19 protein-coding genes and 3 tRNA genes are annotated in these 17,544 nt (G+C 36.5%); 10 read left to right on the forward strand and 12 right to left on the reverse strand.

Annotated elements, in window-relative coordinates; genetic code table 11:
• The first annotated feature begins 35 nt into the window (after positions 1 to 35).
• The gene (gene hemJ, locus AAGD72_RS04615; RefSeq protein ID WP_010082641.1) at positions 36 to 464 is read left to right on the forward strand and encodes a protoporphyrinogen oxidase HemJ; all 429 of its coding nucleotides are present in this window, start codon (positions 36 to 38) and stop codon (positions 462 to 464) included.
• Positions 465 to 629: 165 nt separating this feature from the next.
• Here hemJ and AAGD72_RS04620 read toward each other — a convergent pair whose 3' ends face one another.
• The 4 genes from AAGD72_RS04620 to AAGD72_RS04635 all read right to left on the reverse strand — a co-directional run bounded on the left by AAGD72_RS04620 (position 630) and on the right by AAGD72_RS04635 (position 3,056).
• Positions 630 to 827: a hypothetical protein gene (locus tag AAGD72_RS04620; RefSeq protein WP_264732094.1), complete on the reverse strand. Its 198-nt coding sequence runs from the start codon at positions 825 to 827 to the stop codon at positions 630 to 632.
• 57 nt (positions 828 to 884) lie between these two features.
• Positions 885 to 1,674 (reverse strand): IS5 family transposase gene (locus tag AAGD72_RS04625; RefSeq protein ID WP_341814566.1). Its coding sequence is split into 2 segments (ribosomal slippage): positions 885 to 1,412 and positions 1,414 to 1,674, totalling 789 coding nucleotides; the frame shifts between segments, so codons are not numbered across the junction.
• Positions 1,675 to 1,918: 244 nt separating this feature from the next.
• Positions 1,919 to 1,994: transfer RNA gene (locus AAGD72_RS04630), tRNA-Ala, on the reverse strand.
• A gap of 202 nt (positions 1,995 to 2,196) precedes the next feature.
• Positions 2,197 to 3,056 (reverse strand): IS630 family transposase gene (locus tag AAGD72_RS04635; protein ID WP_341814665.1). Its coding sequence is split into 2 segments (ribosomal slippage): positions 2,197 to 2,732 and positions 2,732 to 3,056, totalling 861 coding nucleotides; the frame shifts between segments, so codons are not numbered across the junction.
• Positions 3,057 to 3,266: 210 nt separating this feature from the next.
• Between AAGD72_RS04635 and AAGD72_RS04640 the strand changes: the two genes are divergently transcribed.
• A tRNA-Lys gene (locus tag AAGD72_RS04640) sits at positions 3,267 to 3,339 on the forward strand.
• A gap of 19 nt (positions 3,340 to 3,358) precedes the next feature.
• Complete coding sequence (gene nuoF / locus AAGD72_RS04645) at positions 3,359 to 4,612, forward strand: NADH-quinone oxidoreductase subunit NuoF (protein ID WP_341814666.1); 1,254 nt, start codon at positions 3,359 to 3,361, stop codon at positions 4,610 to 4,612.
• 28 nt (positions 4,613 to 4,640) lie between these two features.
• Here nuoF and infC read toward each other — a convergent pair whose 3' ends face one another.
• The gene (gene infC / locus AAGD72_RS04650; protein WP_151807803.1) at positions 4,641 to 5,159 is read right to left on the reverse strand and encodes a translation initiation factor IF-3; all 519 of its coding nucleotides are present in this window, start codon (positions 5,157 to 5,159) and stop codon (positions 4,641 to 4,643) included.
• 12 nt (positions 5,160 to 5,171) lie between these two features.
• Positions 5,172 to 7,073: a threonine--tRNA ligase gene (thrS, locus tag AAGD72_RS04655; protein ID WP_341814667.1), complete on the reverse strand. Its 1,902-nt coding sequence runs from the start codon at positions 7,071 to 7,073 to the stop codon at positions 5,172 to 5,174.
• Positions 7,074 to 7,215: 142 nt separating this feature from the next.
• Between thrS and AAGD72_RS04660 the strand changes: the two genes are divergently transcribed.
• The gene (locus AAGD72_RS04660; protein ID WP_341814569.1) at positions 7,216 to 8,172 is read left to right on the forward strand and encodes an IS5 family transposase; all 957 of its coding nucleotides are present in this window, start codon (positions 7,216 to 7,218) and stop codon (positions 8,170 to 8,172) included.
• 19 nt (positions 8,173 to 8,191) lie between these two features.
• On the opposite strand, the gene AAGD72_RS04665 is transcribed toward AAGD72_RS04660, so the two are convergent.
• Positions 8,192 to 8,383 (reverse strand): hypothetical protein, encoded by a 192-nt coding sequence (locus AAGD72_RS04665; protein ID WP_341814668.1) that lies wholly within the window; start codon positions 8,381 to 8,383, stop codon positions 8,192 to 8,194.
• 115 nt (positions 8,384 to 8,498) lie between these two features.
• Positions 8,499 to 8,981 carry an NADH-quinone oxidoreductase subunit NuoI gene (gene nuoI, locus AAGD72_RS04670; protein ID WP_041573606.1) on the reverse strand — a complete coding sequence of 161 codons (483 nt, stop codon included), beginning with the start codon at positions 8,979 to 8,981 and terminating at the stop codon, positions 8,499 to 8,501.
• A 222-nt stretch (positions 8,982 to 9,203) separates the two neighbouring features.
• Here nuoI and mnmE point away from each other — a divergent pair, with 222 nt between their 5' ends.
• The 3 genes from mnmE (at position 9,204) to AAGD72_RS04685 (ending at position 11,850) form a co-directional block, all read left to right on the forward strand.
• Positions 9,204 to 10,532 carry a tRNA uridine-5-carboxymethylaminomethyl(34) synthesis GTPase MnmE gene (gene mnmE, locus AAGD72_RS04675; protein WP_341814669.1) on the forward strand — a complete coding sequence of 443 codons (1,329 nt, stop codon included), beginning with the start codon at positions 9,204 to 9,206 and terminating at the stop codon, positions 10,530 to 10,532.
• Positions 10,533 to 10,579: 47 nt separating this feature from the next.
• A tRNA-Ser gene (locus tag AAGD72_RS04680) sits at positions 10,580 to 10,667 on the forward strand.
• A 166-nt stretch (positions 10,668 to 10,833) separates the two neighbouring features.
• Positions 10,834 to 11,850, forward strand: a complete 1,017-nt coding sequence (locus AAGD72_RS04685) for an NAD(P)/FAD-dependent oxidoreductase (protein WP_341814670.1) — start codon at positions 10,834 to 10,836, stop codon at positions 11,848 to 11,850.
• Between the two features lie 557 nt (positions 11,851 to 12,407).
• Here the strand turns inward: AAGD72_RS04685 and AAGD72_RS04690 are convergent.
• The 4 genes from AAGD72_RS04690 to rpmF all read right to left on the reverse strand — a co-directional run bounded on the left by AAGD72_RS04690 (position 12,408) and on the right by rpmF (position 14,869).
• Positions 12,408 to 12,578 (reverse strand): hypothetical protein, encoded by a 171-nt coding sequence (locus AAGD72_RS04690; RefSeq protein WP_010082311.1) that lies wholly within the window; start codon positions 12,576 to 12,578, stop codon positions 12,408 to 12,410.
• A gap of 111 nt (positions 12,579 to 12,689) precedes the next feature.
• Positions 12,690 to 13,646, reverse strand: coding sequence for a beta-ketoacyl-ACP synthase III (locus AAGD72_RS04695; RefSeq protein WP_341814671.1), 957 nt, complete (start codon positions 13,644 to 13,646; stop codon positions 12,690 to 12,692).
• Entirely contained in the window at positions 13,639 to 14,676 is a 1,038-nt protein-coding gene (gene plsX / locus AAGD72_RS04700; RefSeq protein ID WP_341815133.1) for a phosphate acyltransferase PlsX, read from the reverse strand. Before plsX ends, AAGD72_RS04695 begins: the two co-directional genes overlap by 8 nt.
• A gap of 10 nt (positions 14,677 to 14,686) precedes the next feature.
• Positions 14,687 to 14,869, reverse strand: a complete 183-nt coding sequence (gene rpmF / locus AAGD72_RS04705; RefSeq protein ID WP_010962967.1) for a 50S ribosomal protein L32 — start codon at positions 14,867 to 14,869, stop codon at positions 14,687 to 14,689.
• Between the two features lie 339 nt (positions 14,870 to 15,208).
• Here rpmF and AAGD72_RS04710 point away from each other — a divergent pair, with 339 nt between their 5' ends.
• From AAGD72_RS04710 to AAGD72_RS04720, 3 genes are all read left to right on the forward strand, one after another.
• Positions 15,209 to 15,991 (forward strand): ABC transporter permease, encoded by a 783-nt coding sequence (locus tag AAGD72_RS04710; protein WP_341814672.1) that lies wholly within the window; start codon positions 15,209 to 15,211, stop codon positions 15,989 to 15,991.
• Positions 15,984 to 16,685 carry an ABC transporter ATP-binding protein gene (locus AAGD72_RS04715; protein ID WP_341814673.1) on the forward strand — a complete coding sequence of 234 codons (702 nt, stop codon included), beginning with the start codon at positions 15,984 to 15,986 and terminating at the stop codon, positions 16,683 to 16,685. The genes AAGD72_RS04710 and AAGD72_RS04715 overlap by 8 nt, the downstream gene beginning before the upstream one ends.
• Positions 16,686 to 17,005: 320 nt before the next feature.
• Positions 17,006 to 17,503, forward strand: a complete 498-nt coding sequence (locus AAGD72_RS04720; protein ID WP_007548965.1) for a hypothetical protein — start codon at positions 17,006 to 17,008, stop codon at positions 17,501 to 17,503.
• Positions 17,504 to 17,544 lie beyond the last annotated feature (41 nt).

Here is a 17,544-nt window from a genome sequence, read left to right on the forward strand (position 1 = left end):
ACTAACACAATACCAGGAATTTTAAATTTTTGCTAATGAACTATTACCACTGGCTTGAGGCTTTTCACGTTATCTCTGTTATCATGTGGATGGCAGGTATGCTTTATTTACCCAGGCTTTATGTCTACCATGCAACTGTAAAACCGGGATCGGAAAATGATAGCTTGCTTCAAACAATGGAAAAGAGGCTACTTAGATATATCATAAACCCTGCAATGCTTTTCTCACTTGGTCTTGGAATTACACTAATGGTTATTAGGGAAGCATATCGTGAAGGATGGTTTCATGTAAAAGCATTTGCAATACTTTTGATGTTAATTATTCATATGCTACTTGCAAAATATAGGAAAAATTTTGCAATGGGTTCGAATAAGAAGTCACATATTTATTTTCGCGTTTTAAATGAAGCAGTTACAGTATTGATAATAGTTATAGTTATTATGGTTGTTGTAAAACCTTTTTGACTGACCTTACCCAAAAAAAGCAGAAAGCTCGTATCTGTTCAGATGCATGGCTAATGTACAATACTGAAATAAAAATTCCAGTGCTCCCTTTCTTGTCATCCCAGTGCTTGACACTGGGATGGCTTTGTTGCATCACACTTTATGAGATGGTGATTTATGGTAAATTCATGTAACTATCTCAAATTTAGCCATACCAATATCAGTGAATTTATTAAGCAAATAGCATTTGATTAGCAGTTCTTTTTCTCGATTTATCTCAGATTTATTCCTAAAACTAAATCCGAATATTTGCTTTAATCTTGAGAAAAACCCTTCAATATAAGATCTTTTCCCATAATTTACTTCTTTTTTCCATTCTTTCATGCCATCTTCACCGTATAATTTTATTAACCTAATAGCAGCATTCCTGTCAGAACCTGTTTAAAATCTTCGTAATAGGAGAGAAATGAAGGAAAGGACAATCATTTGCAAGCTGGTATTGAGTTTACGTTCGCAATTTTTCCATAGCCGTCTACACTTTTCTAACCAAGCAAAAGAACGCTCAACAACCCATCTCTTTGGCAATACAACAAAAGAATGTAATTCACTGCGCTTTATTACCTCAACAGTTGCACCAATAATATCTTTTATTTGGGTTGCAAAAATTTTTCCTGTGTAGCCTGCATCAACCAATATATTTTTGACTTCAGAAAGGGTATCTTTAGCATTTTCAACCATTCTTACAGCGCTACTACGATCAGTTACTTCTGCTGTTGTTACATAAATTGCATGTGGTAGACCTTGAGTATCAACTGCAATATGACGCTTTATGCCTGAAATCTTTTTACCTGCATCATAGCCCTTTTTTTCAGCAGTATCTGTGTTTTTAACACTTTGAGCATCAATTATACAGAAGCTAGTTTTCTCTTTCCGACCATTGTTGATACGGATCTCTCCAACCAATTTTTTTTAAAACTAATTCCAACAAACTTGGTTCTTCTCCATTCTTTTTATTCCACATTTGAAAATAGTAATATACGCTTTCCCACCTTGGAAAATCTTTTGGCAACATTCTCCACTGGCAACCACTTTTTAGGACGTATAACACTGTACGAAATACATCATACAAATCAAGTTTTCTTGGTCTCGTTTTCTTCCTGCTACTCTCTAGTATTGGTCTGATTTTTTCAAATTGCTCTCGACTCATATCACTTGGATAATTTTTACGCATAGATATACCTCATTCTTAATCTACCACTATTTTACCTCATCTCTCCGAGATTTTAAACAGGTTCTAACATTTATTGATTAATTTATTGTTAAGTTAGTATATATTACAATTGTAATAACCAACATTACTTGTGTAGAGAAAAGTTACGAAAAGAAATAGAGATTTTCAGGGAAATAGTATAAAATCCTCATAGATTAAAATAAGCTGCTTTGACAGGTTTTGTGGCGGCTAGAGCTGTATAGACTGGTGGAGGCAAGCGGGATCGAACCGCTGACCTTCTGCGTGCAAAACAGATGCTCTACCAGCTGAGCTATACCCCCAGGTAATTCTTGCTTAAAGCATAAATCACTCAGGCTGAAATGCAAGAAATATTTATCTATTAGGCTATTGCTAAATAGTGTACAAATTCTGCAGGGTGTACACACTTCTCTATTTTTTTGTCTCCTTAGCGTTATACGTCACACCATCCAAATAAATCTGTGAACTGAAAATTATAGCATTTCTCATAATAGTCCGAACAGGTCATAGGAAGGCAGAATCAACAGCACGACGAAAGGATTCGAATAGAGGAATGTTTTTCCTGGCTCTGTTTTTTATAGCAAACCAATGATGCTCAATTTTGTTGAAATCTGGAGAATAAGGCGGCAGATACAAAATTTCTGCACCAACCCCTTTAGCAAGCTCGATAATCTTATCAGACTTATGAAAAGTAGCATTGTCAAGAATGACAGTCTGTCCAGGTTCCAAGATCGGTGTCAAAAATTGCTCAAACCATCCATTAAAAACATCCATATTACAGTGGCCTTCAAAGGTTAACGGAACAACTATCTTTCTTCCACTTAAGGCTGCAACCATACTGATTCGTTGAGTTTTCTTTCCAGATTTTAAGGCATAAAACCGCTGTCCTTTCTGGCAATATCCGTAGGGGTAGTCTTCGGTGTTATCAATGCCAGACTCATCTATATACACTAAGTTTTTAGGTTCTTTTGTCGCTATAATTTTCAAAAATTCAGCACGTTTTTCTTCGTTTCTTTCCTTGTATCCATATGTCTTTTTTTGCGCGTAAATCCAATTTTTTTAAGGGCTCGATAGATCGTTTGGATACTAACGTTGTTCCAAAGTTTAGCCATTTCCGATAGAGTCTTTCCTCCGTGTTCTCTGGCAAATTTGGCAAAGGTACCCCAGTCGGTAATTTTGTGATTGTAACCCCCATTTCCAAGTTTTTTTGATTGAAAGTCTCCTGTTTCTTTTCTTCTTTGCTGCCACTCCCATAAAGTAGTTCGTCCAATCTTAAATCTTGCTGCCACTGTTTCTCTGCTTTCTCCTTCGTCTAGCGCTTCCATTGCTTTTTTTCTTAAATCATAACTATATGCTGCTGGCATTCAACCTCCTTATCATCATCTACCCTTATCCTATCACATCCAGACTTTTATGGAAAGAGCTATAACAAGAAGTTTTCCTTTAAAAATTTTTTAACTAAATTATCACTAACGCAGTATATTATATAATTTATTTAACCACACATGAAAATTTTAGTTTGATTAAAACGGATAAAAACTGTATTGATGTTTAGTATAGCTGAAAAATGAAATGATCCCGTAGCTCAGCCGGTAGAGCAACTGACTTTTAATCAGTGGGTCACGCGTTCGAATCGCGTCGGGATCACTCACAAATTTTGAAAAACATGCTAAAAGAACAAGACAAAATATTCACCAACCTAAATGGTAAAGAAACTCCACTACTTGAGGGTGCAAAAAAACGTGGTAGCTGGCAAAAAACAAAGGAATTACTGGATTTAGGATCAGAAAAAATCATTGATGAAGTAAAGAAATCTGGTTTGAGAGGTCGAGGAGGTGCAGGATTTTCCACCGGCCTTAAGTGGAGCTTTATGCCCAAAAATCTCCCAAAAGCATATTTAGTAGTCAATGCAGATGAGTCAGAACCTGGTACATGTAAAGATAGAGATATATTGCGATACGAGCCACATAAGTTACTTGAAGGAATTCTCCTGGCCAGCAGAGCGATCAGCGCATCAGTTGCGTATATTTATATCAGGGGTGAATTTTATAATGAATATTTAGTTCTAAAAAAAGCACTTGAGGAAGCCTATAAAGAAGGTTTAATTGGAAAAAATGCCTGCAAATCAGGCTATGATCTTGATGTGTTTATCCATAGGGGCGCAGGAGCTTACATATGTGGAGAAGAAACAGCTCAACTTGAATCAATTGAAGGAAAAAAGGGCTTTCCTCGCATGAAACCTCCATTTCCCGCAGGTGTTGGACTTTTTGGCTGCCCGACTACAATAAACAACGTTGAAACTATAGCCATGGTTCCAGATATTCTGAACCGCGGAGGAGAATGGTTTGCATCTCTTGGTAAACCAAATAATACTGGTACCAAGGTCTTTTGTATTTCAGGGCACGTAAACAACCCGTGTAATGTTGAAGAAGAGCTCGGAATTCCATTACGTGAATTAATTGAAAAATACGCAGGTGGAGTGCGAGGGGGTTGGGATAATTTACTTGCTGTAATACCTGGTGGGTCTTCAGTGCCATTAATTCCAAAATCTATATGCGATACTATTGAAATGGATTTTGATTCATTAAGAACTGCACAATCAGGGCTTGGTACTGCTGCTGTAATAGTGATGAATAAATCAACTGATATAATAGCTGCAATAGAGAGGTTATCACACTTTTATATGCATGAGTCCTGTGGACAATGCACACCATGCCGTGAAGGTACTGGATGGATGTGGAGGATTATGAGGAGGATGGTAGCAGGAGATATCAAGCCTGATGAAATAGATAAGCTGCTTGACCTTACAACTCAAATAGAAGGACATACAATTTGCGCACTTGGCGATGCTGCAGCTTGGCCGATTCAAGGATTAATAAGACATTTTCGCCATGTTATCAAAGAGAGAGCGATAGTTTAACTCTACTTATACTTCTTAAGCCGTCTTGCTACTTAGCAACCAGAGCTAAAAAATATTGATTCCCTTCTCTTTTAGGTGCCAATTCTACCTTTGCGATATCTTCAGTGTCTCGAATTAGCCGTTCTAATTTTTCCAGTCCAACTTCAGTGTTTATAAGCTCTCTCCCTCTAAATCTCATTGTGACTTTAATTTTATGTCCGTGGGCAAGTAAGTCTCTTGCTTGACGCAATTTTGTTCCGTAATCGTGATCACCAATATTGGGACCCAGTTTAATTTCTTTTATAGTTAATGTTTTTTGTTTCTTTTTTGCTTCACTTGCTTTCTTTTTTATATCATACTTTTGTTTGCTATAATCCAGTATTTTACATACTGGAGGGGTTGAATCAGGTGCAATTTCTACCAAGTCTAAACCAACACCCTGTGCAAGCTCCAAAGCTCGTTCTATTAGCACGATTCCGATCATTTCACCACTGTGATCAACTAAGCGTACCTCCTTAGCTGTGATGAATCCATTAATTCTGTTTTTATTGTTCTTTTTAACTTGCAAACTTTAACTCCCTTAATTCAAATTAATACTTTTTAACAACAATTCAATAGCCTTCTCCAAAGAAAAAGACTCCTGTCTTTCCGATCCTAAATTTCTCACTGACACAGTTTTACTTGTAACTTCATTTTTGCCTACAATCCACAATATAGGAACCTTGTTTAGACTATGCAAACGTATCTTATAACTAATTTTTTCATTGGTCAAATCAGTCTTGACTCTCACACCTTGTTCTTTTAAAATATTGCTAATTTCTGTGGCGTAACCGTCAGCTTCATTTGTAATGGTCAGAATAGCAAGTTGCGTTGGAGCAAGCCAAACTGGAAATTTTCCTGCATAATTTTCTATTAAAATTCCAATAAAACGCTCAAAAGTTCCAAGAATTGCCCTATGTAACATGACAGGGTGATGCTTGTGCCCATCTGCCCCTATATAAAAAGCTCCCAGACGTTCTGGTAAAATGAAATCAACTTGTAATGTTCCACATTGCCAGCTTCTGCCTATTGCATCTTTTAAAACAAACTCTAGCTTTGGACCATAAAATGCACCTTCACCAGGGCTCAGTTCATAACTTAAGCCCGCTTCTTTAACGGCTTCAAGCAGCGCTTTTTCAGCTCTATCCCATACTTCATCATTACCTGCTCTAATATCTGGACGGTCTGAAAATTTCACAGAAATTTCATTAAATCCAAGCTCTGAATATACTTCTTTTAAAAGGTCACAAAACTTTATAGTCTCAGAATTCACTTGTTCTTCCATACAAAAAATGTGTGCATCGTCTTGCGTAAAACCACGCACTCGCATCAGTCCGTGCAATGAGCCTGAGCTTTCATTTCTATGGCATGTGCCAAACTCTGCCATACGTATTGGTAAATCACGGTAGCTCCTGGTGTGAGAATTAAAAATCTGCACATGACAAGGACAATTCATGGGTTTTATTGCTAACTTTTTATTCTCAGATTCGTCAACAATAAACATATTTTCACGAAACTTATCCCAATGTCCAGATCTTTCCCACAGCTCTTTACTTACTAAAATAGGAGTTTTTACCTCAAAATAGCCATTATTTATTAGCTTCTTTCTGATGTAAGACTCAAGAACATTATATAGAATATATCCTTGTTCATGCCAAAAAACCTGCCCGACAGCTTCCTCTTGGATGTGAAATAAATCCATATCCTTGGCAATTTTGCGGTGATCACGTTTCTCTGCTTCTTTGAGACACTCAAGATAAGCGTTTAATTCATCCTTATTTCTCCATGCTGTGCCATATATTCGCTGCAACATTGGGCCCTTTGCATCACGTCGCCAGTATGCACCCGCTACTTTCATAAGTTTAAACGCTTTAACTCTGCCGGTTGATGGTGAGTGCGGACCACGGCATAGGTCTACAAAATCGCCTTGTCTATAAACAGTTAGGTTTTTACCCTCTGGTATGGATGAGATAATATCAACCTTATATTTTTCGCCTATATCACTAAAGAAATCAATTGCCTGCTTGCGAGTCCAAACTTCTCGAACAAATCTGTGGTTACTTTTTACAATCTCTTTCATTTTCTTTTCTATTGCGGTAAGATCGTCCGTAGTGAAGGTACGATCTGTAGCAAAATCATAGTAAAAACCGTCCTGAATTGTTGGGCCGATAGTAATCTGAGTATTAGGAAATAGCTCTTTCACTGCCTGCGCCATTATATGAGCAGCATCATGCCTTATTATATCTAAACCCACTTCGTCACTCAGTTGTATCACCTCTATCTCTGCATCAGCTTCAATTTCACGTGAGAGATCATGCAACTCACCATTTACCTTAAAGGCAATTGCTTCTTTCAAAACATCCGGTTGTAATATATCAAAGCCAGTAACTTTACCACTGTATTCTTTTACTTTTTGTTCGGCTGAAAAAGTAATCCTAATCATTTATCGACCCTTTTGTCTAACCCTCTCTTTGTCATCCCAGTGCGTGACACTGGGATGGCTTTGTTGCATAGCAACTGAAAAAATCTGGTGGCTACTGACAAAATTCATTATAAAATAGCCATTTAACCTTGAAAGAAAAAATATGCCACAAAAAATGAGGGTCAGTAACCATAGCGAATATAACAAATTTCTAGAAAAAAGAGGAAATATTTTTCATTATATCAACGAAGCCATAGAAAAGTGGTACGAGAATGGTCCAAAAATACCAGGTGGCAACAATATTTATAGCGATAAAGTTGTAATTTTGGTGCACATAATAACTTGTTTATTTAGAATAGGCCTGAGGCAAACAGTTGGGTTTATAGCAGGATACCTTGAGCAAATTGGGAAAAATTTGCAAGTTATCAGCTATTCACAATCATCAAGAAGGTTTAAGAAACTTAATATTAAGATCAATGATTGCAGAATTGATAAAAATAATATGGAAGATATCGAAATTGCTATAGACAGTACAGGAATTAGTATATACAACAACACTCCTGGTCATAGCAAGGAAAATAGCGAAGATAGAAAGTATCGCAGCTATGAACAGACAAGAAAATTGCATGTAATGTTGAATACAAACAGCAAAAAAGCCATAGCTGTAAAATACAGTAATGGTGTCTACTCTGATCACTATGGAGCTTGTGATTTGCTAAAAGAAGTCGATTTTCAGTATGTCATAAAAGTACTATATGCAGATAGGGCATATGATAGAGAAAAGCTCTATAAGCTGTGTAATCAATATGGTATAAAAACGAAAATTCCTCCGAAAAACAACGCAGCAGAGCATCCAAAATTGGATTATATGCTTGATAGAAATGCCGCTATTCAGTTAATGAAATTACATGGTGAGAATGGTATAAAAAGATGGAAAGAAGAAGTAAATTACGGAAAAAGATCGTATATTGAAGGATTTTTCTCAAGGTTGAAGCGAATATTTGGGTTTAGTTTTAGGAGCAAATCTGAGATTAATCGTGAGAAGGAACTACTTGTTAAATGCTATTTGCTCAATAAGTTCACTGATATTGGTATGGCTAAATTTGAGATAGCTTCATAAATTTATTGTGCGTTACCTACTATCCGAAGAGCGATGCAACAAAGCCCACTGGGATCCATCTTATTTTTATAATGGAAATTAGTTTAACGTATGCTCCTAAAATCTGTTGTCCATTGCACAATTTGCAAATATTTTTATACCTGGACCCCAGTGTCAAGCACTGGGATGACACCTTTGTGTTTGAGGCAAAACAGGCTATAACATTTAACATACTGCCCTCGCAAACAAATGTTCGTACAGTTGTGTATCAGCTACTTGGATGACACCACCCCTAGTGGGCACTGCCCTTAAATCATAATGGATAACAGGGTTATAAGCTCTGAACATTAATAATAAGGTCTATTCTTCTTTAACCTGAGTGCAATTGCGTCTTCCCAAATTTCACCATTACGCAATAACTTTTCTTTATTGTACATTAGCTCCTCTCTCGTTTCAGTAGCAAATTCAAAGTTAGGACCCTCCACAATTGCATCAACTGGACATGCCTCTTGGCAAAGTCCGCAGTATATGCATTTTGTCATGTCAATATCATAGCGTGTGGTGCGACGACTACCGTCTTCTCTTTCCTCTGCTTCAATAACTATTGCTTGAGCAGGGCAGATAACTTCGCATAATTTACAAGCTATGCACCGTTCTTCACCGTTTGGATACCTACGCAACGCATGCTCACCACGAAACCTTGGACTTAAAGGGCCCTTCTCCATAGGATATCTTAACGTAACCTTTGGTTTGAACATATATTTCAATGTAATAGCAAACCCTTTGATTAACTCTGCAAAAGACCAATACCAAGCTAATTTCTTGAGCATAAAATATTTAAAACTTGTGTCAGTCATTATAAATCATATTATCAGTTTTCAAAATAAATATTTTCACCTGGGTGACTTTTACAGCTTTTCTATATAATACATTCACTAGTATGATAGTACTGCATTAATATAAACTAGCAAGATAGATAAAAATTTTGAATATTTTCAAATTAGGTATTTTGGTTCCTTAAGTATAACATTGCTAAGTAGTTTATATAAATAATGACAAACACAAATGAAACTATTTTCGCTTTATCGACCGTATTTGGTAAGTCAGGAGTTGCAGTAATTAGAATTTCAGGCAACTATGCGCTTAAAGCTTTAAATCATTTTCATATTAAGAAAGAAATTAAACCAAGATTTGCTACTTTAGTTGATCTATATGATGATTCCAGTCAATTGATAGATAATGGAATAATCATCTATTTCCCTGCTCCAAACAGTTTCACTGGCGAGGACGTTATAGAGTTACAAGTGCATGGAAGCAAGGCAGTTATAAAAATCATCTTGGAGGAATTATCAAAAGTTTTCGTTATGGCCAAGCCTGGAGAATTCTCACTTAGGGCTTTTCTAAATGGTAAATTTGACTTAACGCAAATAGAAGGGATTGCAGACTTAATTGATGCTGAGACGAAAATGCAAGCTAAACAAGCGATTAAGCAGATATCAGGAGAATTGGAGAGACTATACAGCAATTGGAGGCAAAGATTAATAACGATACAATCCAAAATCGAAGCATATATAGACTTTCCAGAGGATGTTTGGACAGAAAAAAATGAATTGGAAAAAATTAATAATGAAGTGCAATCTCTCGTGCGGTTGATACAAGAGCATTTAAATGATAATAGACGGGGTGAAAGGTTGCGTGAGGGTTTGCATGTTGTAATAACTGGTAAACCAAATGTCGGTAAATCAACTCTGTTTAATTTCTTAGCCAAGCGTGATATTGCTATTGTTTCTGAATATGCAGGCACAACAAGAGATATACTTGAAGCTCATATTGACATTGGCGGATACCCAATCATTCTCTCTGATACTGCTGGAATTCGTGAGAGTTCAGATCCAATAGAATCAGAAGGTATAAGTCGAGCGAAAAAGAGGTCTTTTGAAGCTGATTTAAGAATAGAACTGTTTCCTTTTGAACAGCGTCATAATATCAATTGCAACGTTGTAAATAGCGATACTATTTATGTATTGAGCAAAGCTGACGATGTTATCAATAATCACAATATAAAAATTAATGGCATAGATTTTCTACCTATTTCTATTTTAAAGGGAATAGGTACAAACAAATTGATCTCTCTCATAAAAGAGAAGGCAGAGGAAAAATTTGGGCATGATAGAGACACTCCTGTGATTACTCGGCAAAGACATAGGAATCACATGAAGAAAGCACTGGAACATTTACAACGTTTTAATATCGATAATCCAATTGAGTTGATATCTGAAGATTTGAGGCTTGCTGCATTTGAACTTGGTGCGGTGATTGGAATTATTGATGTTGAGGAAATATTGAGTAGTGTGTTTAGCAACTTTTGCGTGGGCAAGTAAAGCTTTTATAGATTGCTTAAAATCAAATGTTGTGATAGAAAAGAAATGGACGGATGGCCGAGCGGTTTAAGGCACCAGTCTTGAAAACTGACGTACGTGATGAGCGTACCATGGGTTCGAATCCCATTCCGTCCGCACAGCATCTCGCTATGCTAGCTGATTTTTAGAGCTTATTTGGACTATGTGGTTCATAACGCTGGAAATCTTATCTAATTAGCTACATCTTTTAAAATACATCCCTTTGTAAATTGACCTTGTTAGCGAAGAAAGCTAATATCTATAAATAGATCACCATCTGAATATGAAAACCGATATAGTAATAATAGGTGCAGGACCTGTTGGAATATTCACTGCTTTTCAAGCGGGAATGCTTGATATGAAATGTCATATAATAGATGTTTTGGATCAAGCAGGAGGACAATGCACAGCTCTTTACCCAGAAAAGCCAATATATGATATACCTGGTTATCCTGTAATTACTGCCCAAAAATTAATTGAGCAGCTAATGGAGCAAGCTTCGCCATTTAAGCCTATTTACCATTTAAGTCAAAAAGTAGAAAAGATTTCAAATAACGAAGGTGAAAACTTTACTATCATAACGAACATAGGTACAGAGGTAAAATGCAAAGCCGTTATCATTGCTGCAGGTAACGGAATGTTTGAACCTAACCGTCCACCCTTAAGTGGTATATTAGAATATGAAAATAAATCTGTATTTTATAGTGTAAATAAAATTTCTGATTTTCAGGACAAAACTATAGTCATTGCAGGGGGGGGTGATTCTGCGGCTGATTGGACTGTAGAACTTTCTAAAGTTGCAAAGAAAATTTATGTGATACATAGGAGAAAGGAATTTCGCTGCACTCCTGAAACTAGAAATAAATTAGAATCACTTGAAAATGATGGAAAGATAGAACTGGTAGTGCCATATCAATTACACGAACTAGCAGGAGGTAATGGGCAGTTGAGCGCAGTGATAGTAAAAAACATTGCCTCTAAGGAAGAAAAAGAAATATCCGCTGATTTTTTGCTGCCATTTTTTGGACTGTCAATGAATCTTGGTCCAATAAACAATTGGGGTATACAGTTAGAACATGGCCGCATAGCTGTTAATCCGACTACCTTAAAAACCAGTAGAGATAGAATATATGCAATCGGAGATATAGCTACTTATTCAGGCAAACTAAAGTTAATATTAAGTGGTTTTGCCGAGAGTGCCATGGCTTGTTATGACATATACAAAGTAATCCACAACTCTCCAGTCAATTTTCAATACTCGACTTCAAAGGGAATTCACGGAAAAGAAAAACTTACTTGACACCCTTCGCCAGCCCCCTTATTATGAAACTGAAGCTATTTATTTATCTTCGCAATCTGTGCAGGTTAATGACAAAAAACTTAGGGTATTTGGCGTCTCATGTTTAATTTTTCGCACTACGTGCATCGCATGTCTTTAAAAATTTTTAGGTTTTTACCTATATAAGCCGAAACGCGCTTACAAAGCGTTTAAGACAGCAAAAAACGTCAAATTGACAAGGGAGAATTTGAATGCTAGCTACTACGGGGTTTCTTTGCCTTTTTTCCTGCTTAGTAAATTTCTTAAACACTTGCGGTGTAGGTTAGTTGCAAGTTAAAAGCAGCTAAATCGCTCTTAATCAAGCGTTTTAGAATAAAAAAACGCCGATATTTTAGTACATAGTAAATAGCCAACCACCACGGGGCTTCTTTTGCCTTTTTTTTTATTTGGTAAATTTCTTAAATATTTATGGCTAAACGACAACCGTCATCCCGCTGCTTGTTAGCGGGATCTAGAGATACCGCGAATGAATCGCGGTATGACGTAGGACTGCTGTCATCCCAGTGCTCCTTTTTTTGTCATCCCAGTGCTTGACACTGGGATCTAGTTTTCCATATAATCTCATCGAAAATGTTGTAACCACTTTCTGTGCTAGTTTGCTTGCTTACAAGCAAACTTTCCTGGATCCAAGTAGTCAGGGCACTGAGATGACACCCTCTTGGATGAAAACCAGTATCAGCTACTTTCATGACACCATTCTTTTTTCTGGATCCAAGTAGTCAGGGCACTGGGATGACAGGAGAAAGAGGCACTGGAATGACAAAGAGGGTACTTGGATGACAGGAGGTAATGCAGGAAGTCTAATAGTGCAGCAACACGGAACCCCAGGTCAGGCCTGCACCTATTGAAATCAGCAGTACCAGATTTCCTGATTTTATTTTTGATTCTTGTATTGCATAGTCTAAGGCCAGTGGAATTGATGCCGCTGAGGTGTTTGCATGCTTATCAACGGTATTAATCACTTTCTCTATAGGAAAATCTAATTTCTTTACTACTGCTTCAATAATACGAATGTTTGCTTGATGGGGAATTAACCAGTCAATATCAGTGATTTTCAAATTATTGCATTTCAGAGTTTCCTCTACTGAGGCTGTTAACTTATCCACTGCATGTTTAAACACTTCTCTTCCATTCATGCATATTTTTCCAGAATCACCAGTTGAGGATATCCCTCCGTTCGTACATAGTATGTCCAAATTGCCATCAGAGTGTAAGTTTGTTGATATGATGCCGCTTCTACCCATTTCTGATTTCATCACCACTGCACCAGCACCATCACCAAAGAGTATACAAGTTGATCTATCTTCCCAATCAACAATCCTAGACATTATTTCAGCACCTATAACCAATGCATATTTAATGCTATTGTTAGATTTGATAAGCGAGTCTGCGATTGTAACTGCATATATAAAACCAGAGCATGCTGCTTGTACATCAAAAGCAAATGCGTTTTTACATTTTAACTTACTTTGTACAATCGTTGCACAGCTAGGAAAAGTTTTATCAGGAGTTGTTGTAGCAACTATAATCAAGTCAATTTCATCTACTGAAATTTTAGCTTTTTCTATAGCACTTTTTGCTGCATTTACAGCTAGATCTGACGTTAGTTCTCCTTCATCTGCTATATGCCTTTGAACTATTCCTGTTCTCTGCCTTATCCATTCATCGCTCGTCTCAACTATCGATGCAATTTCGTTGTTACTCAACATTTTTCTTGGTAGGTAAGATCCAGTGCTTAATATGAAACTTTTATTCAATATGACTTACCCCGTTAATTATCTTTTGATTTAAATTTTCACTAATTGCATTTACTGCAAATTTTATGGCATGGGCAAAAGAAATAGCGTCAGAATTTCCATGACTTTTAATGATGATACCATTCAGCCCTAAAAACATAGCTCCACTTCTAATTTTGGGATTAAAACGTGTTAAAGCTTTATTTAGTTTGGATTTTAACAACATACCAACAAGCATCTTTGTTGCCCATGAGCTCAGTACTTCCTGCTTTATTAGATTGATAAAAGTATTAGCGGTTGCCTCAGCCGTTTTGAGCATTACATTGCCAACAAAACCATCAGCAACAATCACATCTATATTGCCCTCTAAAAATTCACTTGCCTCTATATACCCTTTGAAATTAATGCCTGGAGCGTTTTTAAGCAACTCAAAAGCACCGCGCACTGAGTCATTACCTTTAACTTCTTCTGTACCGATATTTAGCAAAGCAACTTCAGGATTGTCAATTTTTAATGCTATTTTTGCAAATATACTACCCATTAACGCAAATTGAAATAATGAGTCGGCATTACAATCAACATTTGCACCAAGGTCAAGCAAAGCGAAGCTTTTTGTCTTAGTTGGACAGATAGAGGCAATAGCAGGACGATAAATGTTTGGTAATGTTCCTAAAATAAATCTGGAAATTGCCATCAATGCTCCGGTGTTGCCTGAAGACACCACTCCGAAAGCTTTACCTTTTTTTACTGCCTCAATGGCAGCTTTCATACTTGAGTCTTTACGATGCCTCAGTGCAAAAGATGGCTTATCATTTGCAAGAACATTGTCAGAACAATGAGTAAACTCAGAATTGTTACTTACTTTTTTGTATTTTGAAAGCAAAGGAGATACTTCTTCCTTATCTCCATAAATATGAAAAAAAACTTTAATGCCTGGGTCAACAAGGTTGTCTAAAAAAAAACCAGCACCATGAATTACGGAAAGAGGCGCAAAATCGCCCCCCATAGCGTCAAGTGCAATAACTATATTATTATTGACCGTAGGTAACATATCATAATAGTCACTCTGCCTGTTGCTTGATGAAAACCCGTTTTCCTTTGTAACTGCCATCAACTGCTACGTTATGAGGCAACATGAATTCCCCAGTTGTTGAACATACCACAACATTCTTAGGCTCAATAGCATGATGAGAACGATGCATATTACGCCTTGACTTTGACTTTTTTCTTTTTGGAACTGCCAAAACTTCCTCCATTCTACTACAAAATACAATACATTAGTAACATGTTTTTTACAGGAAGTAAACAGGGATAGTAAAATAAGTAAGGTTTGCTTATGTAATTGAGTTCTATAGCTAAAGTGGCTCTACAATTTGAAAAACCGTCATTCCGCTACTCGTTAGCGGAATCTATACCGCGAATGAATTGCGGTATGACGTAGGGAAACCTTTCTTGGGTTAAGCTTTAAATTAAAACATCAAGTATATTGAACTTAAAACATATCTCAGCTATACTTTGCGATAAAGTTAATAAAAATTTTAATAAAATCAGTAAGACTAACCTCTAGCTAAAATGAATACAAAGTGAGCTTTTTTGATATAAATAGTGTTAGAATAATTGGTAGGTACTTTATCAATTTTTTGTTAAGGCTTGGTAGTGCATTCATATTTTTTATTCAATCTCTATACCACTGCTTCGTGCCACCATATTATTTTAGCAACGTAGCAAGACAAATCATAGAGATAGGCTTTTTCTCTCTGCCAATTGTTGGGCTCACTGGAGTTTTTATAGGAGCGGCGATAGTTTTACAAAGTAGCTTGAGTGACCCATTAATTAACCAAGAACAGATAATACCCAAACTTGTTACGATCACTATCATTAAAGAGTTAGGACCAGTTTTGATCAGCTTAATAATGGTAGGAAAGGTTGGATCATCAGTTGCAGCAGAAATTGGTACGATGCGCATCACCGAGCAAATAGATGCCCTTACAACTTTGAACATCAACCCTTTCAAATATTTAATTGCACCAAGGATTTTAGCGTCAATCATAGTATTTCCCATACTTACAGTATGTGCAGATTTAATAGGAATATTTGGAGGATGTATCACTGCAGTCTTCGAATTTAACCACAATTTAAATATATACATTAAACACACAGCTCAGTTCTTTAATACGTATGATTTTATAACTGGGCTAATAAAAGCAACTGCATTTGGCGCCATAATTTCTGTCTCAAGCTGCTATTACGGTTACCATTGCAAAGAAGGTGCACGAGGAGTAGGTGTTGCTACAACATCAACTGTTGTTTTATCGTCCATACTGATCATTTTAGCAAACTACATGATTACTTTGATACATGCGTAACCCCATAATATCAATATTGAACTTAAGCTTATCTTTTGATGATAGGACAGTACTAAAAGATCTAAATTTTGATATATTAAAAGGGGAATCATTAGTCATACTTGGTGGCTCAGGAAGCGGCAAATCTGTATTAACAAAAACAATTATCGGCTTGCTTGCTCCAGACTCAGGGTCTGTTAAAATAAATAGTAAAAGCAAAAATAAATTTGGGGTTTTATTTCAAAATTCCGCTTTATTTGACTACGTTACAGTGTGGGAAAATATATCTTTTAATTATAAAAAGCGCTTTAATATCAGCAAAAAAGAGGCAAAACAGCTAGCAATCGAGAAGTTAAATGATGTTGGACTGGAGGAAAGCATAGCAGATATGTTTCCAATAGAGCTATCAGGTGGAATGAAAAAAAGAGTGGCACTTGCAAAGGCGATTGCACACAATCCAGAAATCATTATTTTGGATGAACCAACTTCAGGATTGGACCCAATTATGTCAGATATAGTAAACGAGATAATAATAAAATTATCTAGAGATCTTAACCCTACAATTATCACGATTACACATGATATTCATAGCGCATTTAAAATAGCTGATAAAATAGCAGTATTATATGAAGGGGAGATCATTTCCCATGGAACTGTTCAGGAAATACAAAATACTAATAACGAATATATAAAAAAATTCATTCATTATATATAGCTAAAGATATATACACTATTGCTAACAGTCATATTTTTAAGTTTTAACTTTGTAAAAGGTAGTGGACATTGGAATTCAGATTTTTTTCAAACTGGATCCTATAGCTAACACGTCATACCGCGATTCATTCGCGGTATCTCGGCATAGATTCCGCTAACTAGTAGCGGAATGACGAATTTGTCGTTTTTCAAATTGTCGTAAGTCAGTTTAGCTATATATAGGATGACAGAAATTGTTTGTATTAGCTATATTCAAAAGCTCTATTGATATTTTGCAATATTTGTGATAAAATAATAGCTTAAGGTTGAGAGTAAAAATTTATGAGTGAAGCTCAAGGTCCAAATATTGCAGAATGGCAAGCGCAGCAGCAACACCAAGAGGCTGCTGGTGAGAAAAGTGGTTTTGGTCTTGGTCATAGTGACTCTGTTTCAACAGTCGTGGATGGAATGAAATGGTTGTTCAACTTTCATGAAGGAGCAATTGCTGCTTATAGTAACGTGTTTGAAGGTTTGGTGAGTGGTAGTAGTCTAGTAACGCTGTTTGGAAAATCAGGTAATATGTTTGGCATAAAATTTCTTGAAGGCCTTGCAGAATATTTTTCAGGTGGAGGTGGGGAAGATATGCCATCAGAAGGAATGGATATGGCTCATGGTGATGATGGACATCACTCAGATGATTACCCTCATGCCAATAACGAAATAGCTCATAATGCTGATGGTTTGCAAGACATGCATGATGCAGGTGATCACCATGGTCAATCTTTTTCACCTGGTCCTTCACCATCTGTTGGCGATGACCACGGGCATGAACTTGGTTAAACGCTTAAAAACTATTGAATAGTTGGAAGAAGGCCTAATAA

The sequence above is a fragment of the Wolbachia endosymbiont (group A) of Chalcis sispes genome (genome assembly GCF_964026765.1).
Classification (GTDB): domain Bacteria; phylum Pseudomonadota; class Alphaproteobacteria; order Rickettsiales; family Anaplasmataceae; genus Wolbachia; species Wolbachia pipientis.